The sequence below is a fragment of the Aerosakkonema funiforme FACHB-1375 genome (genome assembly GCF_014696265.1).
GTDB classification, from domain to species: Bacteria; Cyanobacteriota; Cyanobacteriia; order Cyanobacteriales; family Aerosakkonemataceae; genus Aerosakkonema; species Aerosakkonema funiforme_A.
In genome coordinates this window covers 34,498-57,439 of sequence record NZ_JACJPW010000023.1, presented here as the reverse complement: position 1 = coordinate 57,439, position 22,942 = coordinate 34,498, and the positions used below count along the sequence as shown (strand labels likewise).

General features: G+C 44.3%; 21 protein-coding genes. 10 read left to right on the top strand and 11 right to left on the bottom strand.

Features of this window, described 5'->3' with window-relative positions:
- Window positions 1-35 precede the first annotated feature (35 nt).
- Both H6G03_RS11135 and H6G03_RS11130 read left to right on the top strand, forming a co-directional pair.
- Window positions 36-590 carry a type IV pilin-like G/H family protein gene (locus tag H6G03_RS11135; RefSeq protein WP_190464441.1) on the top strand — a complete coding sequence of 185 codons (555 nt, stop codon included), beginning with the start codon at window positions 36-38 and terminating at the stop codon, window positions 588-590.
- A 3-nt stretch (window positions 591-593) separates the two neighbouring features.
- Entirely contained in the window at window positions 594-1,403 is an 810-nt protein-coding gene (locus tag H6G03_RS11130) for a Nif3-like dinuclear metal center hexameric protein (RefSeq protein WP_190464440.1), read from the top strand.
- A gap of 40 nt (window positions 1,404-1,443) precedes the next feature.
- On the opposite strand, the gene H6G03_RS11125 is transcribed toward H6G03_RS11130, so the two are convergent.
- The 5 genes from H6G03_RS11125 to H6G03_RS11105 all read right to left on the bottom strand — a co-directional run bounded on the left by H6G03_RS11125 (window position 1,444) and on the right by H6G03_RS11105 (window position 6,316).
- Window positions 1,444-1,995: a class I SAM-dependent methyltransferase gene (locus H6G03_RS11125; protein WP_190464439.1), complete on the bottom strand. Its 552-nt coding sequence runs from the start codon at window positions 1,993-1,995 to the stop codon at window positions 1,444-1,446.
- Between the two features lie 170 nt (window positions 1,996-2,165).
- Window positions 2,166-2,591: a hypothetical protein gene (locus H6G03_RS11120; protein ID WP_190464438.1), complete on the bottom strand. Its 426-nt coding sequence runs from the start codon at window positions 2,589-2,591 to the stop codon at window positions 2,166-2,168.
- A 59-nt stretch (window positions 2,592-2,650) separates the two neighbouring features.
- Entirely contained in the window at window positions 2,651-3,640 is a 990-nt protein-coding gene (gene secF / locus H6G03_RS11115; RefSeq protein WP_190464437.1) for a protein translocase subunit SecF, read from the bottom strand.
- Window positions 3,637-5,037, bottom strand: coding sequence for a protein translocase subunit SecD (gene secD / locus H6G03_RS11110; protein ID WP_190464436.1), 1,401 nt, complete (start codon window positions 5,035-5,037; stop codon window positions 3,637-3,639). Before secD ends, secF begins: the two co-directional genes overlap by 4 nt.
- 295 nt (window positions 5,038-5,332) lie before the next feature.
- Window positions 5,333-6,316 carry an alpha-ketoacid dehydrogenase subunit beta gene (locus H6G03_RS11105; protein ID WP_190464435.1) on the bottom strand — a complete coding sequence of 328 codons (984 nt, stop codon included), beginning with the start codon at window positions 6,314-6,316 and terminating at the stop codon, window positions 5,333-5,335.
- 507 nt (window positions 6,317-6,823) lie between these two features.
- On the opposite strand from H6G03_RS11105, the gene lgt reads away from it, so the two are divergent.
- Together lgt and H6G03_RS11095 are read left to right on the top strand one after the other, a co-directional pair.
- Complete coding sequence (gene lgt, locus H6G03_RS11100) at window positions 6,824-7,711, top strand: prolipoprotein diacylglyceryl transferase (RefSeq protein WP_190464434.1); 888 nt, start codon at window positions 6,824-6,826, stop codon at window positions 7,709-7,711.
- Window positions 7,712-7,808: 97 nt separating this feature from the next.
- The gene (locus tag H6G03_RS11095) at window positions 7,809-8,576 is read left to right on the top strand and encodes a proteasome-type protease (RefSeq protein ID WP_190464433.1); all 768 of its coding nucleotides are present in this window, start codon (window positions 7,809-7,811) and stop codon (window positions 8,574-8,576) included.
- A 306-nt stretch (window positions 8,577-8,882) separates the two neighbouring features.
- Here the strand turns inward: H6G03_RS11095 and H6G03_RS11090 are convergent, their stop codons facing one another.
- The 5 genes from H6G03_RS11090 to H6G03_RS11070 form a co-directional block, all read right to left on the bottom strand.
- Entirely contained in the window at window positions 8,883-9,950 is a 1,068-nt protein-coding gene (locus H6G03_RS11090) for a hypothetical protein (protein ID WP_190464432.1), read from the bottom strand.
- An 89-nt stretch (window positions 9,951-10,039) separates the two neighbouring features.
- Entirely contained in the window at window positions 10,040-11,590 is a 1,551-nt protein-coding gene (locus H6G03_RS11085) for a hypothetical protein (RefSeq protein WP_190464431.1), read from the bottom strand.
- Between the two features lie 44 nt (window positions 11,591-11,634).
- A complete protein-coding gene (locus tag H6G03_RS11080; RefSeq protein ID WP_190464430.1) occupies window positions 11,635-13,329 on the bottom strand; it encodes a polyprenyl synthetase family protein in 1,695 nt (564 codons plus the stop codon).
- A gap of 266 nt (window positions 13,330-13,595) precedes the next feature.
- Entirely contained in the window at window positions 13,596-14,576 is a 981-nt protein-coding gene (locus H6G03_RS11075; RefSeq protein WP_206756624.1) for an RICIN domain-containing protein, read from the bottom strand.
- Window positions 14,577-15,004: 428 nt separating this feature from the next.
- Window positions 15,005-15,598, bottom strand: a complete 594-nt coding sequence (locus H6G03_RS11070; RefSeq protein WP_190464428.1) for a substrate-binding domain-containing protein — start codon at window positions 15,596-15,598, stop codon at window positions 15,005-15,007.
- Window positions 15,599-16,030: 432 nt separating this feature from the next.
- On the opposite strand from H6G03_RS11070, the gene H6G03_RS11065 reads away from it, so the two are divergent.
- A complete protein-coding gene (locus H6G03_RS11065; protein WP_190464427.1) occupies window positions 16,031-17,332 on the top strand; it encodes a glycosyltransferase in 1,302 nt (433 codons plus the stop codon).
- Window positions 17,333-17,346: 14 nt separating this feature from the next.
- Here H6G03_RS11065 and H6G03_RS11060 read toward each other — a convergent pair whose 3' ends face one another.
- A complete protein-coding gene (locus tag H6G03_RS11060) occupies window positions 17,347-17,856 on the bottom strand; it encodes a hypothetical protein (RefSeq protein WP_190464426.1) in 510 nt (169 codons plus the stop codon).
- A gap of 368 nt (window positions 17,857-18,224) precedes the next feature.
- Between H6G03_RS11060 and H6G03_RS39470 the strand changes: the two genes are divergently transcribed.
- The 5 genes from H6G03_RS39470 to H6G03_RS11035 all read left to right on the top strand — a co-directional run bounded on the left by H6G03_RS39470 (window position 18,225) and on the right by H6G03_RS11035 (window position 22,888).
- The gene (locus H6G03_RS39470; protein ID WP_191056030.1) at window positions 18,225-18,434 is read left to right on the top strand and encodes a transposase family protein; all 210 of its coding nucleotides are present in this window, start codon (window positions 18,225-18,227) and stop codon (window positions 18,432-18,434) included.
- A 123-nt stretch (window positions 18,435-18,557) separates the two neighbouring features.
- The gene (locus H6G03_RS11050; protein WP_190464424.1) at window positions 18,558-20,699 is read left to right on the top strand and encodes a glycosyltransferase; all 2,142 of its coding nucleotides are present in this window, start codon (window positions 18,558-18,560) and stop codon (window positions 20,697-20,699) included.
- 70 nt (window positions 20,700-20,769) lie between these two features.
- The gene (locus H6G03_RS11045) at window positions 20,770-21,462 is read left to right on the top strand and encodes a sulfotransferase family protein (RefSeq protein WP_190464423.1); all 693 of its coding nucleotides are present in this window, start codon (window positions 20,770-20,772) and stop codon (window positions 21,460-21,462) included.
- Window positions 21,463-21,643: 181 nt separating this feature from the next.
- Entirely contained in the window at window positions 21,644-22,207 is a 564-nt protein-coding gene (locus H6G03_RS11040) for a hypothetical protein (RefSeq protein ID WP_190464422.1), read from the top strand.
- Between the two features lie 252 nt (window positions 22,208-22,459).
- The gene (locus H6G03_RS11035; protein WP_190464421.1) at window positions 22,460-22,888 is read left to right on the top strand and encodes a hypothetical protein; all 429 of its coding nucleotides are present in this window, start codon (window positions 22,460-22,462) and stop codon (window positions 22,886-22,888) included.
- The last annotated feature ends 54 nt before the right edge of the window (window positions 22,889-22,942 follow it).

Here is a 22,942-nt window from a genome sequence, read left to right as displayed (position 1 = left end):
GGCTCTCTTTCTAAGAGATATTTGAGGTTGCTTTCATGACACAGCCATCCAATTCTAACGATTTCGTACAAACTCCACAACCAAATCGATCGTCAAATATTTTTATTTGGATTATGGCGAGTTTAGGTTGTGGCTGTTTGGGTTTTATTGTACTAGGCATTATTGCCGCCATAGCTTTGCCTAGTTTCCTCAACCAAGCCAACAAAGCAAGGCAAGCGGAAGCCAAACAATATGTTGCCGCTATTCTCAGATCCCAGCAAGCTTTTAGAATCGAAAAACCTACTTTTAGCAATTCTCTTCAAGAATTACAAGTGGGAATTAGACCGGAAACTGTCAATTATAGCTATAAAATAGTGCCTCAGCCGGATAAAAGCAAAAGCGTAATTATAACTGCACAAGCGAAAAGATCCGGTTTAAAAAGCTACACTGGTACTGTGTTCGCGATTAAAAAGGGCAACGATGTCACTACCGTTACAGTTATCTGCGAAAGCAATCTCTCCACCAGCACACCTCCAGCAGCACCAAAACCTCCTCAAGGTGAAAATAGTTTAATTGAATGTCCTTCCGGTTCGCAAAAAATTAGCATTTAAAATATGAAAATTATCGATTTAATTACGTGGTTTGAAAATTGGGCTCCCCCATCATGGCAAGAAAGTTGGGATAATTGCGGTTGGCAAATTGAGCCGGTAATTTTGGATGAACCAGCACGGGTATTAGTTTGTTTGACTCCCACTTTGACGGTGATGCAGGAAGCTATTTCTCTGCGCGATAATGGCATTCCAGTAAATTTGATATTTGCTCATCATCCACTCATTTTTAGTCCGCTGAAATCGCTGCAAAGTGGGAATCCTATTGCGGAAATGGTTAGACTTGCCTATACCCACAAAATTGGGGTTTACACCGCTCACACTAATTTCGATCGAGTTAATGATGGTACGGCGGATATGTTAGCGCAAATTTTGCAGTTAAAGCAAGTTACGCCGATAACTCCCAGTCAAGATGGATTGGGATACGGTCGCGTTGGCTATCTGGAACCATCCCTGACTTTGAAGGATTTGCTGACTGAAATTCAAACTCGACTTTCTCCTCCGAATCTGATATTTTCACCTGAAAGTAATTTAGATATAACTATTGACAAAGTGGCGGTTTTAGGGGGGTCTGGAGCAAGTTTTATTTCGGCTGTTGTGAAGACGGGAGCTAAAGCTTACCTGACTTCTGATTGTAAGTTTCACCAATTCCAAGAAGCACGCGATCGCGGTATTATCTTAATCGATGCCGGACATTATGCCACAGAAAGACCGGCTTGCGATCGCTTAGTGCAAAAATTCAGAGATTTAGGTGTAGAATGGGCGCAACTGAGCCAAAAAGATGAAGACTTTCGCCAATTTTTTCAGATTACCTAATTAGGTGGGCATTGCCCACCCTACGTTTAATTATAAGTAATTAGGGAGAGAAATTTTTAATTTTATAAAAACGCGATCGCACGCGATCGAACACAATCTCGTCCAAGCAAATCCATCCCCATTCAGGCTTTAGCTGAGGACGCTTGTGGGGTGTAATAATTACCATTGAGTTGGCAATTAAACTCAACTGGTAAACTAATAAAGGCAGGCGCGATTCTTCCACCAAATGCAAAGCAAAACTGCAAATTATAATGGTATAATGCCTATCACAAAGAATTCCGGATGCAATCTCTTCAAACGTATATTTTTCTGCTTGCTTTCCCGTTCGTTGCAAGTAGGCATTGTACGTATATGGATCGATACCATCAACATACGTAGCTCCCAAACTTTTCAGCGCTAAAGTAACTTCGCCGCTACCGCAAGCTAAATCCAAAACTTTGTGCAAATTCAACTGCCATTTTTCGACAGCTATTTGTAGAACTTGTTGAATGGCAACTTCGTGAGGATTCCTGTATTCATCGCCAAATTGCTCGTAAAAACCTTTAACGCTGTATTCTTCGTATCCTTTTCTAATAGATTGGCGATTAGTCATTAGTCAGTTGTTAGTTGTTAGTTGTTCTGTACTACTGACTGAAAAAAAGGAGTTTCAAGCCTCTCATTTCAAGGCGAATCATCAAAAAATTTGGCCGAATTTCAACCCCCGTCCTATTATTGCCCAGCCAATCCAAAATCCAAAATCTAAAATCCAAAATTGACTGATAGCTACCCATTCCCCACCACCCACTTCCACAGAGGATGAGTCGAACCTTGTTGACGAATTCGATTGACTTGTTTTTCCAGACGTCGCTGTTCCTCCTGTGGCATTCCCACTAAAATATTACGACTTTGCCAGATGAGAACAGCAGCAGTCATCCCGACACATAAAGCCAATCCCATTGCTGGTAAGTGATTGTAAGCAATACCGTATTTAACGGCTGTCCAGGTGAAATGCTGCTGCAATAAAGTAATTTCATATCGCAGTTTCCACAAGCTCAAGGGAGCTACAGTTAACCAAAGCAAAGCAACGATCGACCACCTACCCCAGACGGTGAGATTGTGCAATCGCTGCACTTGCTTTTGGAACTTTGGGTCAAGGCTGGCGGTTCCTATTTCATCTGTTAGTTCGGATTTGTGTTCCGGTCTATCCATAGGGATTTTACCCGCAAAGTGTGGGAAGGTTTTAGATATCCTGCACCAGATCTTAACGTTCAAACACTGCTGGCATCATTGGAACTGGTAGCATCAACCTGACTTAACCCTTCTGCGGGAGCGGGGATACCGCGACCGGTGCGTTCTCTCCACCAAGCTAACAGAGAACTGGCAATGAAGATACTGGAGTAAGCACCTGTGCTAAAGCCGATAATTAAGGCAAGAGCAAAGTATTTCAGGGTTTCTCCGCCAAATAGGAAGATGGAAAGCAATGTTAGCAATACAGTTAATGTAGTGTTGATCGATCGCGCCAACGTTTGATTGACCGCATCATCTACAATATCAGCGATCGCACGATTGCCATCTTTGCTGATAATTTCCCGAATTCTGTCGTAAATAACCACAGTATCGTTAACTGAAAAACCGATAATCGTCAGCAAAGCGACTATAAATAAACTATCGACTTCCACCCCCAGGACTACACCGAAGATAGCGAAAAAGCCCGCCGTCAGCCAAACATCGTGAAACAGAGCGACGATCGCAAAAATGGCGTAGTCCAACTCAAATCGGACGGTCATGTAAACGATAATACCGAAAAACGAAATCATTAAAGCTAACAAACCCGTACTGAGGAGCTGCCGTCCGACTGTAGGCCCAACCGTATCGATTTGAGTTTTATTAGGATCGAAAGTGCCAATTTTTTCGCTGAGATCCTTTTCTAGCTGCGTGCGTTGCTCGACTTTCAAATCTCTTTCTTTTGTCCGCACAGAAAGACCGTACTGACCTACCACTTGGATGCTGCTATTAGTTAGACCTTGAGCATCTACTATTTGCCTAACTGTGCCTACGTCGATCGGTTTGCTGCAATTATTCGGTATTTGACAATCCAATTCATATTGCAGTCGCGTCCCACCAATAAAATCCAAACCCGGACGCAGAGGTGAGCCAATTTGCGCCCAAGAAACCAGCATAGCAATTAAACCGCTGATGAGGATAGCGGCAGAGATGATCCACCAGCGCGATCGCTGCTTGTTTACCTGTAATTTCATGGGGATACCTCAACTTTTTTGGGGGCATAATATTCCGGTTTGCGTAATTCGGGAATAGAGATGGCAAACATTAATAGTGTGCGGCTACAGGTAATCGCTGTAAACATACTCACCGCCACACCCAACGCCAGAGTCAGCGCAAAACCCTTCACCAAACCGCTGCCCAACCAAAACAAAGCGCCACAGGCAATCCACGTTGTCACGTTACTATCCAAAATACTAGAAAAAGCGCGGTAAAACCCCGACTCAACGGCGCGATACAAACTCTTACCCGCACGCAATTCTTCTCGCGTCCGCTCAAAAATCAGCACGTTGGCATCAACTGCCATCCCGATACTGAGAATAAAACCGGCAATTCCAGGCAAAGTGAGGGTAACATTTACCAAAGCGAAGCTAGCTAGAGTTAGCAAACTATACACTATCAAAGCTAGGTCAGCAATTAACCCAGGCAGTCGATAGTAAAACACCATAAAGATTAAGACCAAAAACAGACCAGCCATACCTGCATAGATACTGCTTTGGATGCTATCTTTACCTAGCGTGGCACCCACCGTGCGGTTCTCCACTATTTCTACCGGCACAGGTAACGCACCGCCTTTAAGCTGGATCGCCAAATCTTGGGCTTCTTGTACGGTAAAGCGTCCGCTAATTTCAGCACTTCCGCCTGTAATACCCGCTTGGGCGTACTTAACGTCCACGGTAGCAGCGCTGATCAATTCGTTGTCTAGGAAAATGCCCAAAGTGCGTCCGGTACCGGCGATGTTTTTAGTCAGTTCCGCAAACAAATCGCCGCCCTGACCGTCAAAACGCAGCGCTACACTCCAATTAACGGCAGCTTGATCGGTGGTGGCGAAGGCATCTTTGAGGTTTTTGCCGGTGAGTGGGGGGTTGGTGCGTTCGTACAAAGATGCGATCGCTTCGTTGCTGCTGTTAATTTTCGTCTGAATTTCTGCCAGCTTGGTTTTATCCCCAGCCTTTCTCAACTGTTCTCGCTGTGCTTTCAATTCCCGCGCTATCTGTTGTTCGGCAAATAGCTGCGCTTCCGTACCGGGCTTTTGTTTGCGAAAATCTAATTGAGCTGTGCCACCCAGCACTCTTTCCGCCTGTTGCGGATCGCTTACTCCCGGCAACTGCACTACAATCTGATCTTGCCCTACAGTTTGTACCAAAGATTCGGAAACGCCCAAACCGTTAATGCGGTTTTCGATCACTCTTTGAACTGCTTCCAAAACATCTGGAGTAATTTGTTTGACATCCTGTGTCGGTTTTACCTGAATTGTCAGCTGTGCGCCACCGAGAAGATCCAATCCCAATCGGATCGGTATTTTAACGATTACTATGATGGCAGCGATTACCAGGACTAGGATCAGAGCTAATAAGGAACGCTGTTTTTGCATACAAAAGAGAGTAGAAAGTCAAAAGTTAAAAGTCAAAAGTCAAAAGTTAAAAGTCAAAAGTCAAAAGTCAAAAGTCAAAATTAAGAATTTCTTCCCGCTATCTCGTTCTCCCACTCCCCCTAATGCAATACATATTCTTTGAGGGGGAAGGGAGTAAGGCTTGGGGACAAATGCTATGATAATCCTTTTCGGGCAGGTTTATCGGCTTAGAGCGTTGAGAAACCGGGTTGTTCGCTGGGATTCGATCGCGCTTTTTTGCCACATCGCCCAACTAAACCCGGTTGTGGGTGGATGGTTACACTCGTAAAGCGACCATCTTTTGCACTGCTTCCACAATTTGCTTTGGTTCCACGATCGTCAAGCTTTCCAGCTTACCGTTGTAAGGTGTGGGGATATCCTGGGAAGATAGGCGCAGTACTGGTGCATCCAGCTCGTCAAACAAGCGATCGTTGATTGAGGCAATCACTTCTGCGCCAATACCGCCAGTTTTCATGCACTCTTCCACCACAATAACGCGGTGAGTTTTGCGAATCGAAGCGCCGATCGTCTCGAAGTCTAGCGGTTTGAGGGAAATCAGGTCAATCACTTCTGGGTCGAAACCTTGTTTTTCCAATGTCTTGACTGCCTCCATCACACGATACCGCATCCGCGAGTAAGTAATAATTGTCACATCTTTCCCGGGTCGCACTACCTCAGCTTTATCCAAAGGTAGCAGGTACTCTTTCTCTGGCAAGTTTTCTTTTAAGTTGTAGAGCAGAACGTGTTCAAAAAATAACACCGGGTTATCATCGCGGATCGCAGATTTGAGCAGTCCTTTCGCATTGTAAGGCGTAGAGCAAGCCACAATTTTCAAACCCGGAACTGCTTGGAAGTACGCTTCGAGTCGCTGGGAGTGTTCCGCACCCAATTGTCTGCCTACACCACCCGGTCCTCTAATTACCATCGGAATTTTGAAGTTACCGCCGGAAGTGTAGCGCAGCATCCCGGCGTTGTTGGAGATTTGGTTGAAGGCAAGCAGCAAAAACCCCATATTCATGCCTTCGACGATCGGGCGCAGTCCGGTCATTGCCGCACCTACTGCCATCCCGGTAAAACTATTTTCGGCGATCGGGGTGTCTAAAAGACGCAGTTCTCCATATTTTTTGTACAAGTCTTTCGTCACTTTGTAGGAACCGCCGTAGTGACCTACGTCTTCTCCCAGCACAAATACGGAGGGGTCGCGTGCCATTTCTTCATCGATGGCTTCTCGCAGTGCATTGAAGAATAGTGTTTCTGCCATAGGAGGGTAGAGAGCAGTTGCAATAAGGTGGAATCATCTATATTACCATTTAGATAACGAAACACAGCCAGATGTCCTGCTATCAATAGATTCCAGTCTAGGCAGTCATCTCGATCGGCGACGGTGATTTTGTCGAAGGCACACCAGAATTAATTGCAGAAGTAGCAGCCACTAGCGCGTTTTTCGATTTGTAGGACAAATTGAGAGTGTATCGTCAGAAACCGAAATTTGACGCCTAATACGCGATGGCTCTAAAAATACCTACTCTCTAGTAATAATTATTTCCCAGTACAAGGCATACTGTGTATTTTTTTGTTAAACAAAAATTATTTTTGATTCTTTCATCGTCATTCGCTCATATGTGCTTAATGTGGCAGAAATTTTCAACTAAAATATCGCATCCCATGTTCGGTGCTGCCATTGCGCTATAGAATACAATCCTGCATCTTCGTTCAGGGTGCTGAAGTCTTTTATGGCTTTAATTGTTCCATTATCAAAGGAATTTGCATGGTTTTCGGTATTCCTATCCAGTCCTTAGCCTTTCAATTCGCTTCTCCAGGGCCGATTTTCATTCAGTTGGGGCCACTCACGATTCGCTGGTACGGTCTGTTGATTGCCTCAGCAGTTTTAATTGGGGTGTGGCTTTCCGGATATTTAGCGCAGCGTCGCAACATCAACCCAGATTTACCGGGTGAACTGGCAATCTGGCTTGTGGTTGCAGCAATTCCCTGCGCTCGACTGTACTACGTGTTTTTTCAATGGCCAGAATATGCTAGGAACCCGGCTGAGATTATCGCGATTTGGAAAGGTGGCATTGCCATTCACGGTGCTATTCTGGGCGGTATTCTGGCGGCGACAATCTTTGCGCGAGTTCAAAGAGTTTCCTTCTGGCAATTAGCCGATTTGGTCGCTCCTTCTCTCATTCTCGGTCAGGCGATCGGACGTTGGGGAAATTTTTTCAATTCGGAAGCTTACGGCGCTCCTACTAATTTACCTTGGAAACTGTATATTCCGCCTGAGAGCCGTTTCCCCGGATATAAAAATGTGGAATTCTTTCATCCCACATTTCTTTACGAGTCCTTATGGAATTTAATGGTGTTTGCTATATTGCTTACCTTATTCTTTCGCTCTTTGAAGGGAACACCACGCCTAAAAGTGGGTACTCTGGGGCTAGTTTACCTTGTCTGTTACGGCAGCGGTCGGTTTTGGATTGAAGGACTGCGAACTGATAGCTTAATGTTGGGGCCGCTCCGTATCGCTCAAGTGGTCAGTATAGTAGGAATTATGTTGGGATTGGTAGGTTTGGCATGGCTTTACTTTGTGGGGCGCAACCTTCCCGATGTAGTTCCTGCCGATCGCAACCAGTGGGAGAATGAGACAAAAGAACAGGATTGACACTCCAAAACCTTTCGGAGTTGTTATGGAAATGTTCCTAAAAGAACATTTTTAGTTCTCTTTTCCCTCTCCCCATCACATTCACACTGCTACGTTCATGACATACTGCCTTGGCATTATTACCCGCTTCGGTCTCGTTATGGCTGCTGACTCTCGCACTAATGCGGGAGTAGATTACATCTCAACATATCAAAAACTATTTGATTTTTCTTATCCTGGAGATCGGGCAATTATCATGTGTACTTCGGGAAACCTGTCCATGACCCAGGCAGTTATGACTTTAATCCGAAAGGATCTCAAGGCGCAAGATGAAGCCAACATCCATTCCCTGCCAAATATGTACGAAATCGCTCGTTATATAGGTGGCAAAATTCGTCAGATGCAGGAACAAGATCGAGCATGGCTGCAAAAAGATAACATTGATTTTAAATGCAGCATTCTTCTGGGCGGGCAAATTAGAGGCGAAGAACCAGGACTTTATCTCATTTACAGTCAAGGTAATTTTATTCAAGCTACGCCGGAAACGCCTTTTTTACAAATTGGCGAAACAAAATACGGCAAGCCAATTTTAGACCGCACTCTCAATTTCGAGACGCCTTTAGACGCTTGCGCTAAGTGTGCGCTGCTTTCGATCGACTCGACGATGAAGTCAAATATTTCTGTTGGGCCACCAATTAGTATGGTGATGTACGAAACTGACTCTCTTGCGATTCGTCACAAGTTGCAACTGCGTTTGGGAGATCCTTACTTAGCTAAAATTCGGAATTGGTGGGAAGAGTCTTTGAGAAGTGCTTTCGATGGGATGCCCAAGATCGAATGGGAACAATGTCTGGAATCATCTCTAGAAAATGTTGTGATTGATTGAAATCAAATTTTTAGTCATTTGTGATTGTTCTTCAATCGAGCGCCATAAAAGAAGTAAGGAACAAAACTTACGCAAAGCCTCTATCCATAGGGTGCGTTAGTGGTAACGTAACGCACCATCTCACCATATTTAGTATCAATGCGTAAGTCCTGAGAAAGTTAAAAAGCGCTTTTCTCGTTTCTTCATCAGGAATACGTGCTTCCTCTGTCATGGCAAGTTCCACTCCATTTTTATTTCTTGTACGCTGCGCTTCAAAGCAGGAATTCTCAACTCAGTCTCGGTTATAGCTCGCTCCAACAATCATTCCTAAAGTACATATTCTCCATAAATTATTCCCTTTCCGCGCAGAGTTTCTCCTTGCCAAAAAAGATTAACTTCCAGAGTGCCGGTTACTTCTTCGATGAAACTGTATTGACGTGCTTGATTATCGGGAATTACTAGCTCGATCGCGCTTTCAAAATCGACGTTGAGTAACAATCGATCGCCTTCGTAAACGGCTTCTACTTGCAAGCTTTCCGGAACTTTTAAAGTGCGATCGGCAAACACGGAAGCCATGATTCCAGGCAAACGCACAGGCATTACCGGATCGTCTGACCACTGCCAATTAACCGCTAAACTAGAACCGAGAAAAGTTTTGACTAATTCGTTATCCAAATATACAAAAATATAGGGAAATACCTTGACAGAATGGTCTTTATTTGTACGTTGGTCTAATACCAAAGTAATTTGTCTGCCATCATCGCAAGTGGCAAAAGCGACAAACCATTCCCAACCTATATCTTCTCCCCAACGAAAACGACCGAAGTTGCGATCGTGATAAGTAAACCAATTGCGATCGATACTGAAATTTTGCCCGCCTACAGATAATTCTCCGGTTACTTGCAAACCGGGTACTAATCCCCAACCGATGAAACCGCTGCCAAAAGGCGAATCTTCTGTTACTAACAAAGGTGTCGCTTGCGCTTCTCCTTGACAGCGAATCGATAGCTGCATTCGTTCGTCTTGAACTTGCAATAGGGAATGTTTGCCATCGACTTCTAGCAAGATGTTGTTTCCTTGAATACGCAAAGGATTTCGACGCACCATATCCGCTTGCCATTGTAAGCTGAACGCAGTGCCGAATGTTGCTAGAGGGATATCTAATCGGTACTCTGGGGGCAGGTATTCACTGGCTAAGTTTACCAGAAAGGTGACTTGAATTTCTCCTCTTTCCGGTCTGCCGATCGTAGTTATGTTAACCAATACCCGCACTTTTCCTTGTTTATCTAAAAAAAGGAAGTGATACCAATCTTTCCAATCAATTGGGGAGGTGGGGTCATCCAAGGGGATGCGTAGAGCTTCGACGCGGGCTAGGAGTTGTTCGTCAATGGTCATTCAATTTTGGATTTTAGATTTTGGATTTTGGATTATTGGATTTTAGATTATTGGATGAGAGGATTTTCCTCTAGAGGGTTGGTTTTCCATCATCGCTGTAGCGATCCTGCTTCTTGGAAAACGTCGTTGAGTATTGTTTGTTCGGCAGATTTTGAGAGGGGAGAAGTTATATTTTTACTAGAGGCGATCGCTTGACAAAGGGCGGCAATTCTTGGCGATATTAAGCCCAGTCCCAGCACAACGCAACTAAACCAGCGTTCTGCATTCATACCTACAGATTCTACAAAATTATCTGCCGCCGCATTCGATATGGTAATCCGATCTTTTGCCTGACTTAACTTTAACTCTGTTGGCAGCAAACTCCACAGCCACTGTTCTCCTAAATAAAGCAAATTACCTTCCCCTTTCTCTACTGCAACATAAGTATGATAGGCAGAGGCGGCTTGTTGAGAGATGACTGTCCAACGGGGAAATTCCGCTGATGCAAAAGCGAGTACGCCATTTTGAAAGAAGTCAGTACGCTGCAACTGAGTCAGTAATTGACTGCCTGCTTGAGTGCGGGCGTAGCGATCGCCTTGTTGGCAAACCAGCAACAATAATTCTAGCACCAGCCAACGTACCGGAGTTGTATCTAAACCCGGTAGTCCGGCGACTAAACTTTTAGTTGCTTCGGTTGCGCGATCGCTTTCTAATCTTCCTGCCGAGTTTCGATCTGTGCTAGCCATATATTGCAATTTTTTCGCAATTGCAGGGGATATATGTGCGAGTCCCAAGAGGATACCACCAAACCAGCGATCGGCATTTCCTCCTAATTTATAAACAAACTTTTCTCCTAAAAAAGCAGGTAGGGAAAATTCGCCTTTTTTATCATTTAATTTTACATCTTCTGGAGCGATATTTAACAGCCATTCCTGCCAGATATGTAGCAAACTCTGACCCGACAATATTGCACTTGTACTTTTGATACTATCGCTAATCCAGTTGGGAATTTGAGCGGATGCAAAAGCGGTGACTCCATTTTGATAGAAGCGGGTAAGTTTGAGTCGATCGAGTAACTTTCTACCCGATTCTGTTTGGGCGTATTCTTCTCCTTTTTGACACAAAACTACGAAAAGTTCAGCTGCTAGCCAACGGGATGGAATTTTATCCAAATCCATCAAACCTGACATCAAGCCAAATATTGCCGCTGTTGTTTTGTCTGGGGTATTCCATAAGGAATTTCCCTCTAGGACAGTGAAGGGTAAAGTAACTTCCAAAGGAACTTCAAAAACTCGCTCTTTATCTTTTTCTGATGTCGGTGATACAATTTCCAATTCGATCGGAATTGCCTCTTCCTGAATTCCCGGAAAGCGCAACCAACTCACAATCTTTTGCTTTGGTTGCAGAAGAAAAGGAATTGAGAATTTGATTTTTTGGTTTAATTTGCTCCCTTTATGTATGTACAGATAAGGAGGAGACATATTGCTAGGGATGCAGATAACTTGACCGTTATCTAACAACCAATCATCCAGCGTCGGACGAAACAATAGGGTTTCATCTATCTGGCTATCGAGTAACAGTTCGATCGCCACAGTCGAACCTGGATAAACTTCGATCTTGACCTGGGTCAAATTTTGTGGAATTGCCAATATTTCGCTCATTTAATTTTTTGCTCTTTCACTATTTTTTTACTGCTAGTTTTCCTTCAGACATTTCTGTAAATCACGTAATTGATTAGTTCTTTAAGGAATCGTCGATCGTGTACTGGGCATTCCCATTCTTCGTGCGATCGCAGTGGGGTTTCTTTCTGAAGAAAATCTAGACTTTCAAAAATTTCTGCTGCTTTGTTAGCGAGCGATCGCGCCACCTTCCAAGCGTGTTCTATGCTACCGCACTGCTGCATTTTATCCATAATAAAAGCGAGTTGATCGGGCGTCTTTTCCTCGCGGGGTAACGCAAGTATGTCCAAAATTTGCCGAGACGCTTGTCCGCTATTCGCCAAAACGTGATTCAGCATTAAGGTGCGTTTGCCTTCGTAAATATCACCGCCAATTTCTTTACCGTATGCTTCGAGTTCGCCCTGTAAATTAAGCAAATCATCTTGAATTTGAAAAGCAATTCCTAAAATCATCCCAAATCTAGTCAAACCTGCCAAACGTTCAGTCAATTCTTTATTACTAGCTGAAGGATATCCGACAATCAAACCGATTCGACAGGGAGTAATAAAAGAATACCAGCAAGTTTTCTTGACGCACATTTTAAAGTAATCTTGATCGGTTAGATAGGCAGCATTGGTAGCAACCCAATCTAATTCCATTGCTTGTCCTTCCACAGATTGCTGCGCCATAAACTCGATTTCGTGCAACACGTTTAGAGCTTTGGCCACACCAATTGTTGATAAATTTTCTAGCAATAAACCTACTGCCAATACGTTGGTCGCATCGCCTACATTGATGGCGCGAGGAATTCCAATCATTTGGTGTAAAGTGCCTTTACCCCGTCGAGATTCAGAACCGTCTTCGATGTCATCGTGGATCAAAAAAGCATTGTGATAAAGCTCAAGCGCAGCTGCCGATGTCAAAGCTTCGTGTCCCATTCCTCCGACTGCCCTGGCAGCGCTAATGCACATAGTTGGGCGTAGCATTTTGCCTACTCGGAAGGGGTAATCTGTTAATAATTCATACAAAGGTTGATAGGAACCTAACGTCTGATTTTTTGTTTCAACGAATTCTTTGATTTTTTTTACGACTGCGAAGCGAGATTCTTCTATTGCTTGGTTGATAATTTGTTTATCATACATTAACCTATCTTCGGCAGGATGGGAGACTGACTCAGCCTGATGCTTTTCTAAGGTTTGCTCATTTGAGTCTCCATTTAAGTTTCCATTGGAGTGCCCATTGGAGTTTCCATTGGAGTGCCCATTGGAGTTTCCATTGGAGTGCCCATTGGAGTGCCCATTGGAGTTTCCATTTGAGTTCCCATTTGGTAAACTTGTAGTTATGTTGGTAGAAGAGGCGATCGCTAAACTTCCCTGAGAAGCTAATTCTACTGAGTTAGAGACTGAATTAGAGGGTGGAACAGAGGCAGCTAACGTTGTCGATAAGTTTTTCGCCGCTTCGCCTCCGTTGAGCTTGGTGCTGTGGGTGTTAAAGGCAGATTTGCTAGCAGGTGGATAAACCTGTTGGCCGTTCGTAAATTGGTTGTTGTTACCGTTGCCCACACTGACGGCGACAGCGAGTACCGATCGATCTTGCGCTTCTTTCTTTGGTGTCGCAGTGATAATTTTAATATCTTCCGCTTGCGATACTTTTTTAAGTTGACTTATTTTTTCATGCTTCGGTTCGCATACTATCCAAGCAAAGAAGGAAAGATAAAGCGCAAATAAGATAATCCCAAGCATTAAGTTTCTCTATGAGTCAAAAGGTTTAAGTTATTGTACACGAACCAATTAGTAGGGGCTAGGGCATCGGGAATACTCTCTAAAGTGTTAGACATAAATTTCCTGTCTTTTGGCATCTTAGACCGCTAAGGGCGGGAAATCTTTCTTGGAAAATTGTATATTCATATACATTCCCTAGCGCCTAAGTAACTTATTACTCAAAAGTATTCCCTAGCTTCTAACTCCTAATCTCTGATACGTCTGATACGGTTGTTATACAGTGATAATTACTGTATGACAAGTTTGAGATATACACCTAAGCGAACTAAGACGTTATAATTGCCGCCATAGGCACCGAAAAAGCCTATGATTTCGTAACCCGGAGGTGCTTCAAAAGCGAAAGAATCTACTTCTTTTTCGCTATTGCTGCCCCCGAATATTGGGGATTTAAGGCCCTTGTTACTTTTAAACTGTAACGTAACGATATCTTCTTTGGGATAACCGGGGGCTTCTCTTCCCCAAGTTCCATATACTGCTGTGAGATAATCTCCCGGCAATAGGCTGAATTCGCCATAGCCACCACCAGGCCCACCAAATGCGGCTGACTCGTAGGTTTGAGGTGGATTAGTGGCGAGATTTTCATATTGAATTTGTATTTTATCTACTGCCCAAGCAGAATGAATACGTACAGTTTTAATCCTGGATTTAGGCAGTTCATTTTTTGGTAGAATCTCGAAATCTGTGGCGGCGATCGAACCTCCGGCTGGGCCTTGTTTTTCTAGGGGGATCGGCGCTAAAGCTTCTGGTGGAATCGGGACAAGTTCCCACAGTTGGTTAGGGGTACCGTTAGTCTCGTTGAGGGGAGCCATCACAACGGGGTTCAACGGTGCTGTACCAGATCCAAAAATATCCAGCACAAAGTTATTTAACTTGCTGGCGATCGCGCCATGCTCTGTAATTGTCCATTGCTGGTTAGGCTCACCGTTACTAACCTTGAGCGGGGAAACAACTACCAATGTATAATAATCTTCTTTACTTCCTTCTACCTCTAACGCAAAACCATTGAGCCTACTTCTGATCGACCCATTCTCGCTAATTGCCCACTGCTGATTGGCCTCACCGTAAGTACCATTTGCTGGGTATACAACTACGTGGCTTCCAGGCTGCGGGTTACTGCCAGCAACATCTAGGACTAGGCCATTAAGCTTGCTTTTGATCAGATAGTAACCACTACTCGAACGTTCTGGAACGGTACTACGTCCAACCATTTTTTCTCCTTGCATCAGAAGTTTTATTTTTTTCAAAAATCCGTCTACCATACGAGTATTTTAGAGTAAACTCCGCTTTATTTTAATATAAATTCAAATTTCAGCAAGGGGAATGGATATTTTGACAATTCCGACGCTCTCGCAAAATACTGCCAACATTGGCAAAATGTATCTACGGCGACATCCGAAATAAATTTAGCTGGGTCACCCGATGCAAGGATTTTGGCTGAGAGGATTTGGGATTGGCTGGGCAACGAGCGGACAAAGCTTGAAATGGGGAAAATTTTTTGATAATGCCCCTTGGAATGGGAGGATTGAAATCCCTTTTTGGGAATGCTTTTTCACGATGTTTTCCTCTATTAACACCTTAATAAATAGAACTATGGAAATAATAAGGAAAAGATAAATGTGCGCTCTTACTTTTTCTTTTATTTCCACCACGAGAACGTCGCTCGAAAAATCCGCCGCGTATCGCTTCCGTCGGGGCGGTCTATAAATCGAATTGCGGCTGAGGGGCCGCCTACCTGAGACCAATTGGTAATTTGACCTCGGAACATCTGGGCAAATTGAACAAAGGTCAACCCTCCCTTAAAGGCACTATCGGGCCCAACCACGATCGCAATCTTTTCTCTAGCGACAGGAACCAATACCAATCCTTGAGCTTTTTCTTGCGGAGTCAGAGGACGACCGATCGCCGCTAAGTCGATTTTGCCTGCCAGTAGCGATTGAAGCGCCAGATCGCTTCCCCTGCGGGTGATTTCGACTTTCGCACCTGGGTATTGTTTCTCAAAACCCCGCTTGAGGGCTTCGTTAACTTTGTCCATGCTGCTCGATCCGTCGATCCGCACAATCCTGTTACTCGGTACACTTGCGGGGGATGGGAAAGAGGCTGGTGCAGTAGATTGCTCCGGTACAGCCTCTAGAGTAACGGATGCTTCTAGGGGCCCAGACGTGATAGCTGCTAAAGCAACCACTATTGCGATCGAGAGGATGGTGCTTTCTTTTTTGAGGAAAGTAGCCATAATTTATAGCTCTGGATTCTAATAATTTTTGAGTATTAGTACAGACAATGTACTATATTATTCCTTCAGATTCAATTTTTTTCCAAAATTTCTCTAACAAAACAATTAAATCTAATTTTGCTCAACACATGGTCTTTTATTGTCTTTTATTGATCAGCTTGTTTTTGCTCAACACATGGTCTTTTATTGTCTTTTATTGATGAGTTTGCTAATATGGAACTTGATTGTGCAAACATCCTGCTACTGAGGCTTTAGGCAAAGTGCCAGCAACACAAGCTAGCGATTTATGCCACTTGCTTTTGTTCGCACAAAAGTGATTAATGGAAATTTAAGCCTGTAAGTTAGAGGTAGCAAAAGTAGGATTAATACTCAAAGTAAAATATGATACAAGAAAAAGCAAAGATTACATCGAATTTCGCAAACGACAAAAGAATGAGCAAATATATAGCGATCGCAACTTTTGGCTCTTTAGGAGATTTATACCCGTACATGGCGATCGCTCGCGAGTTGCAAAGAAGGGGACATCGCGCCGTCATCGCTACCAACGAAATTTATCGCCACACAATCGAATCGGAAGGGATTGAGTTCCGCGCCATCAGACCTGATGGGTTAATTAATGTGGAAGAGGAGGGAGAATTTATCCAGTTGCTCAGCGACTCCCAACAAGCTCTGAACTACGGTATCAGCTATTTGATCGCGCCCCATTTGCGGGCAACCTACAGCGACTTACTGGAAATAGTACGAGAAGCTGACGTGTTGCTGACGCATCACCTTGCTTTTGCGGGTGCGCTGGCGGCTGAAAAAACTGGGATTCCCTGGATTTCGACTGTTCTTTCGCCTGTCTCGTTTATCTCTGCCTACGACTTTCCCAGCCTTTCTGCGCCGCCGCAATCTCCTTACGAACGAGCTTTAAGGTTGGTTGTCGATGATGCTATACTTCGTCTTTTTAAATGGCAGGCACGCTTTTGGGGGGCACCGATGCGGCAGTTGCGGGCCGAACTCGGTTTACCGCCGAAAGGCAACGCTGTCTATGAAGGTCAGCATTCACCGGAATTGGTGCTAGCTTTGTTTTCGGAAGTTTTGGGCGTTCCTCAACCGGACTGGCCACCCCATACTCGCATTACTGGCTTTCCTTGGTATCACCACCAAAAAAATCGCGGTTTATCTCCGGAACTGGAGCAGTTTTTGCAAGCAGGGCCACCCCCGATCGTCTTTACTTTGGGGTCGTTGATGGTGTGGACAGCGGGAAACTTTTATTCTGAGGGAGCGATTGCCGCCCAGCGGTTGGGCTACCGATCGGTTCTGCTGATGGGGCAGGCGGCGCATCAGATTCCCTCGCACTCTTTACCGGAAGGTACGATCGCAGTGGACTACGCTCCTCACGATCTCATTTTTCCGCAAGCAGCTGCGATCGTCCATCACGGCGGTGTGGGAACTACAGCCCAGGCGTTACGTGCGGGGCGTCCTATGCTGGTGGTTCCCTTTGCCCACGATCAGCCAGATAACGCTGCCCGTATGGTTCGCCTGGGTGTAGGGCGCACGATCTCCCGTCAGCAATGTACCGCCGACCTTATCGCTGCGGAACTCAAACATTTGCTGTTTGACCCCAGTTATCAGGCTAAAGCCACAGAAGTCCGTCGTTCGGTCGAGACGGAAGATGGCGTCCGGGCAGCTTGCGATGCGATCGAAGCGCATTTAGAAAAAGCCAAATTAAAAACAGAAAATCATTTTTAATTTGGCTTGTTGATTTATCTTCCAGGGTTACCAGTAACCAAGCCGATCGCAATCCAAATCACCAATACCGTCAGAGAAACTAGCACTAGCAAAAGCAACGACCCAAAGTTCAATTTCGGATAAACTGAGTCTGGGCTAGTTTTCTTCACTGCTAATGAAATTCCCCCCCGGTTATCTGGGAGCTCGTCGTCATTGATGAAAAAGTTAACTTTGCTATCTGACGTGAGAGTAAATGATGTATTTTGAGCCTTCTCAAGCGCTTGTTTGGCTGTTGCATATTTCCCACTACTGGGAATATTGATGCTAAATTCATTTGAGGTGATGTTATATTCATTCACCCATCCGGTAGTGCAGTTTTCTCCTTTTTCGTCACAGCCGATCTCTACACTCCAAAGAGTCCACGCATCATACTGTCCCCCCTCTGAGACGCCAATCACCTTCACTTCATAAGTTCCTGCTGCGAAGGATTGAACGACTGGATTTTGTTTGTTGTTGCTCTTGGCATCTATGTTAATAATAGCCACAGTATTTTCCTCAAAAGTTCAAAATGTTTTCGAGATGTAACTGGATCGGCCTGAAACTTTTTCTTGTTGTCGTTTTCTCGATCGGGATTTACGCACGAAATGACTAAAAACCTGGTTTATTCGTAGACCTTTAGTTCATCAAACCCACTATTTTTCAGAGAAACTGAGTTTCTTTGCGTAAGTTCTAGAATTCTCAAATATTCCTGTGTTTAGGTAAACTTGTCAATAGGGAAAAATGACAAAAAATCCCTCAAATCACAACGTTTTTGTAAATTTTTGTGGCTCTCACCTACGAATGTTATAAGTTTAACTAATGTATTCTAGATAAGCTTGGTATATATTTGACAGTCAAAATAGTAAATCAAAAAGTGAAGTGTTATCGTTGTGAAAGATTTAGTGACGAATTGCATCCAGTTAAGAATCTCTTAGTAAAAGATTTACCAGCTTGGGGTCAAGCCGTATATTTGAGAGTACCCAGGCGGCAATTTTATTGTCGCCCTTGTCAAAAGTATTTTACGGAAAAATTAAATTTTATTAACTTCAAACATCGAGAAGCAGAAAACCTGAATACACTATGAGTCGAACAGCCTACCCAAGTAACTTAAATGATACAGAGTAGCAATTCAACCTGGGTTTAAACTTTACTTCACAAATAGCCTCTAAGGCTCAGTCAGTCTAAATTTCAGTTATTTGCCTGCTTTATGGAACACCCCCTCGATCTCGCAATCATCATTCCCGAACTCGTCAAGTATGGAGGTGCCGAACGAGTTGTCATCGAGTGCCTCGCTCGTTGGCAACACCACCATCGCATTACACTTTATGCCACGTCCATCAACGATCGGGTCGTGCGCGAGTTCTGCCCAGACACTCGCTTCAAATTTGTGCAACTTTCACCTTACTTTCAAGGGGATCGTGCGTTCTTCTTGAACGGCACCTTGCTACCCAAACTGTGGCAACAGGAAATCGGTACACATGACATTTACCATACTCATCTTTGGCCTTGTCATCTGATTGACAGACACCCGATGGTGTGGTATCCGCACGAACCCCCGCGTATGCTGGAAGATCTGCGGCTTAGTCAGCTTCCCAATGACTCGATTACGTCTGATGTGTGGAAGGTTCACGTTTACCCGAAGTTCACCTACGATGATGTTCCATCGCGGGTTTACGAAGCAACCATGAACGCACTGGCAATGTTTGACAAGCTGGGCAATCCAGACCGTATAGTTGCGAACAGTCACTATGTTGCTCAGTATTTGTCACAGGTTTATGGACGAATCGTTGCAGACATAGTTTACCCAGGCGTGGAATGTGCCAACCAGATCGTTGAGCTTTCGCCGAATGTCCAGTTCCTCACCGTTGGTCAACTCTGGCCACACAAACGAGTGAAGATGATTATTGAGGCACTGGCGATGATACCGGATGTACGGCTGGTGATTGTCGGAGATGGCCCTGAACGTGAGAAACTGGAACGAATGGCTGTGTCACTCGGTATCGGAGATCGCGTTTGTTTCAAGCACGGACTGTCAGAAGCAGAGTTGCAAGCGGAGTACAATGCCTGTCGTGCAGTTGTGTTTGCAGCAACACGGGAACCCTTCGGCATTGTTCCTCTAGAAGCATTGGCTCATGGTCGTCCCTTGATTGCGGTGAATGAAGGAGGATATACAGAGGTTGTCGATCCTCAATGTGCGATACTGGTGTCGCCGCGTCCTCAAGAACTGGCTGATAAAATGAACCTGCTGGCGCGTGATATTGATTTAGCTAGAGCGATGGGTGAAGCTGGTTGGAGAAAAGCCCAGCAATATAGCTGGAATAACTCGGCGCATCAGCTAATTAAAATTATTGAGTCCACGTTTAATACTTATCCACATGACCACCAGCAGGGGGACGATGAAACTGCTGCACTTTGTCCACTGCTCGGAGTCCAATATTATTGCTGGTATGGAGATGGATCTGGCAATCTTCATTGGAACGACAATTTAGAATTCGGATCTGTTGATGATATGCCCGAAATCGGGTTTTATTCGTCGCTAGATGGTGATGCCCTGAAATATCATTTTGAATTGATGGAGCGCAATGGCATAGACTTTCTGGTTGCGAACCTGCATATTGATTCAAACGGTGTGAATGAGCATGAGTTGGCTGGACTGATTCGGATGTTTCATGTTGCGGAACTAACCAGATCCCAAATCCGTATTGCAATTCAACTGTGTTTCTACGATCCTTCCCATGATGGATTAGAGCGGGCGATCGCTACCATCAGGGATCTGTCAAACTCACCCAACTATTTCAGGTTCAAGTCCCAACCAGTAATGTTCTTATTTTGGACTGGCATTTGGGACGGACAACGAACTGAGATCGAGAATTTGAAGGCAGCGACCGACGGATTTTTGCGAATCGCTTGTAGTTTGAGGCTACCTTCAGATACAGAATCGTTATATCTGACCTTTGGGTTATTTGATTCGTGGGCGCTTTTTTCACCTTTGGAAGTAGCATCGTCTGAGAATTGGCAGAGTGTTTGGGCAGAGGCATATCGGCGATCGGATTGTGGTAAAAAGGGAATTCGCACGGTAACAGTCAGTCCAGGCTACGACGATCGCCATCTAACCGATATTCGCAGGAGCAACAATCGATTTCGTTGTGTTGACCGAAATCAGGGAAAAACTCTCCATAGCATGACAGAGTTTGTGCTTCGTCAATCTGTTATGCCACAACTGGTGCTTGTATCTACTTTTAATGAATACCATGAAAACAGCCATATCGAGCCAACCAAAAGGTATGGATCGCAATATATGGAAGCAATCAAAGATTTTGGACAAGCTTTGCGAACAAGATGGATGTGAGTAAATAATTTGTAATTCGTAATTCGTCATTAAAAATTCTCTAGTTGTTCATCAATTAATAATTAATTCAATGGCAGAAACCAAGCGTTATTTTGTTTTGAGTTCTCCCAGGTCAGGGACGCATATGCTGCGGACGAGTCTAGACAATCATCCTCAAGTCGTATGTATGACTGAGATGTTCAATCCAGACTATACTGAGAGCAAGTATGACTTTACGCCTGATACTCCAGCTTCTGAGATTCTTGCTAACTATATCTTCACTCCAGAAAATATGATGCACCCTTGCGTCGGGTTTCTATTACACCGTTGTGGGGCAAGGTTCGGTAACTGGCCGGATCTTTGGTCGCTTCTCGAACAGGACAAGCATCTAGTTGTAATCAGTCTCCGCCGCCAAAATCTCTTGCGTCGTTATCTCTCTGTTCAGTTGATGAAGAATCAGGATCTGGAAGGAAATCCGCCAGCATCACTCCACTTTGACAAGGATGTATTAATCGGCGACTTCCAGAAGCAGGAGGCTAAGATTGCCGAGTTTGATGCGAGATTCTCTGACCATCCGCTTATAACTGTTACCTATGAGGATTTGTGCGATCGCTACACAGAGACTATGGGCTGCATTCAATCGTTTCTTAATCTCACACCAGTAAATCTTGCACCTGGAACTAAGAAGCGAGCAACTCCAGCATTGGCAGAGATAGTTGCCAATTATACGGAACTCAAACGCGAATTTGCCGACACCAAGTGGTTCAGTTTCTTTGATGACTAAGCTCGAAAGAGTTAAAAACCTGAAATTTAAACTACCTGGGGTAGCGCCAACCTGACCGGAAAAAAAGACGAAAAGCAATTAAAAACCAACTGCAATATATTAAATGAAACTTAGGAAATATAGTGGCATTAATTGATAAAATTTTACTATCGTATCAACAACAGGAAAGCCAATTGTATAGATGGAAAACCAATCTTTTGAACGCCAAGCACAGCTAACTCAATGGCTGCAAACTCTAGTAGAAATTCTGCGAATCCAAGGAGGTTCTACATGGGAATCTCTGGTGCGAACAGTGGCGGGGAAAACAGCTGCGATCGATTTAGATGGAATTCAGTTGCGAGTGCGAGCAACTGGTGGAGAAAAACTGCAAATCGAAACCGAATATCCCGTAGAATTGGAGTCAGTCAATTTTCGCACTAAAGCCGAAACTCTGCGAGATGCGATCGCCGGCCAATTGACCTTAGATGCAGCCGTGGTAGAGGACAGCATTCACCTACGCGCTAGTTTGGAAGACTTGCTCGATATACAGCAATTAGTAACCGAAATCTTAGCCGACAGTGCCTTTAACCCCCAGTTGCGGCATCTGTGGTCAGAATTCGATCGATTGTGGCCGCGTGCTGCTTCTGGATACCCCTGCGTTGCTCTGGAAAAGCAGAAACCGTCTTACGGCGAGCCGATTCGTTTGATACCGCAAGATGTGCTTGCCATTCAAATTTACCCACCAGGAGACGATAGCTTAGAATGATATCAGGCGAGCGGGGGAGTGGGTGAGTGGGGGAGCTAAAGTCAAAAGTCAAAAGTCAAAAGTCAAAACTAGGAATTTCTCCCTTTTCCCTTTTTTTGAGCTTAATTATTATTAGTATTAAGTAGGAAAAGTAGAAAAAGTAGGTAATTTAAATAATTTTTGTCCTATTTGGCAAATTATGTAAAAACACACTTTTCAAAAAAAGTTTTTGTGTATATTAGTAGCTGTTACACTTACGCAATCAAAAAAACCATGAAAAAAATATTTACTAATTTAATTGCTGCTGCCACAGCCAGCAGTGCCGCTGTTTGTATGGCGATCGCACTTGAAGCTCCCAAAGCCGAAGCTTTCAGTCTTGCGATAACAAACGCAGGGTTTGAAGATCCCATTTTGGGATACGGTGAATTTACTGATAAATCAATCCCTGGTTGGGAATTATACGATCCATCCGGCCTCATAAGTATTCCGTTCGTTGCTAACTATGCGGTGTATCATGCCGCTAGCTACTCCTATGTCGATGAAGCGCCGGAAGGCAACAATGTGGGAGCGATTTTTCTCGGACTGGAGCCGAGAAGCGGTGTTGCGGGGATAACACAGACACTATCCAGTGTCTTAACAGCTGGCACCAAATACGATTTACAAGTTAAAGTTGGCAACGCTGCGCCCGACAAAATAATGTAAATTAATGTAAAGCGCGACAATCTCTTTGAGTGCAGATTTTGGGGAATAGCAACT

Bases quoted from the DNA above. Each gene is read 5' to 3' on its own strand.
- H6G03_RS11135 (WP_190464441.1), top strand. From the start codon at position 36: ATGACACAGCCATCCAATTCTAACGATTTCGTACAAACTCCACAACCA.
- H6G03_RS11130 (WP_190464440.1), top strand. From the start codon at position 594: ATGAAAATTATCGATTTAATTACGTGGTTTGAAAATTGGGCTCCCCCA.
- H6G03_RS11125 (WP_190464439.1), bottom strand. From the start codon at position 1,995: ATGACTAATCGCCAATCTATTAGAAAAGGATACGAAGAATACAGCGTT.
- H6G03_RS11120 (WP_190464438.1), bottom strand. From the start codon at position 2,591: ATGGATAGACCGGAACACAAATCCGAACTAACAGATGAAATAGGAACC.
- secF (WP_190464437.1), bottom strand. From the start codon at position 3,640: ATGAAATTACAGGTAAACAAGCAGCGATCGCGCTGGTGGATCATCTCT.
- secD (WP_190464436.1), bottom strand. From the start codon at position 5,037: ATGCAAAAACAGCGTTCCTTATTAGCTCTGATCCTAGTCCTGGTAATC.
- H6G03_RS11105 (WP_190464435.1), bottom strand. From the start codon at position 6,316: ATGGCAGAAACACTATTCTTCAATGCACTGCGAGAAGCCATCGATGAA.
- lgt (WP_190464434.1), top strand. From the start codon at position 6,824: ATGGTTTTCGGTATTCCTATCCAGTCCTTAGCCTTTCAATTCGCTTCT.
- H6G03_RS11095 (WP_190464433.1), top strand. From the start codon at position 7,809: ATGACATACTGCCTTGGCATTATTACCCGCTTCGGTCTCGTTATGGCT.
- H6G03_RS11090 (WP_190464432.1), bottom strand. From the start codon at position 9,950: ATGACCATTGACGAACAACTCCTAGCCCGCGTCGAAGCTCTACGCATC.
- H6G03_RS11085 (WP_190464431.1), bottom strand. From the start codon at position 11,590: ATGAGCGAAATATTGGCAATTCCACAAAATTTGACCCAGGTCAAGATC.
- H6G03_RS11080 (WP_190464430.1), bottom strand. From the start codon at position 13,329: ATGCTTGGGATTATCTTATTTGCGCTTTATCTTTCCTTCTTTGCTTGG.
- H6G03_RS11075 (WP_206756624.1), bottom strand. From the start codon at position 14,576: ATGGTTGGACGTAGTACCGTTCCAGAACGTTCGAGTAGTGGTTACTAT.
- H6G03_RS11070 (WP_190464428.1), bottom strand. From the start codon at position 15,598: ATGGCTACTTTCCTCAAAAAAGAAAGCACCATCCTCTCGATCGCAATA.
- H6G03_RS11065 (WP_190464427.1), top strand. From the start codon at position 16,031: ATGAGCAAATATATAGCGATCGCAACTTTTGGCTCTTTAGGAGATTTA.
- H6G03_RS11050 (WP_190464424.1), top strand. From the start codon at position 18,558: ATGGAACACCCCCTCGATCTCGCAATCATCATTCCCGAACTCGTCAAG.
- H6G03_RS11045 (WP_190464423.1), top strand. From the start codon at position 20,770: ATGGCAGAAACCAAGCGTTATTTTGTTTTGAGTTCTCCCAGGTCAGGG.
- H6G03_RS11040 (WP_190464422.1), top strand. From the start codon at position 21,644: ATGGAAAACCAATCTTTTGAACGCCAAGCACAGCTAACTCAATGGCTG.
- H6G03_RS11035 (WP_190464421.1), top strand. From the start codon at position 22,460: ATGAAAAAAATATTTACTAATTTAATTGCTGCTGCCACAGCCAGCAGT.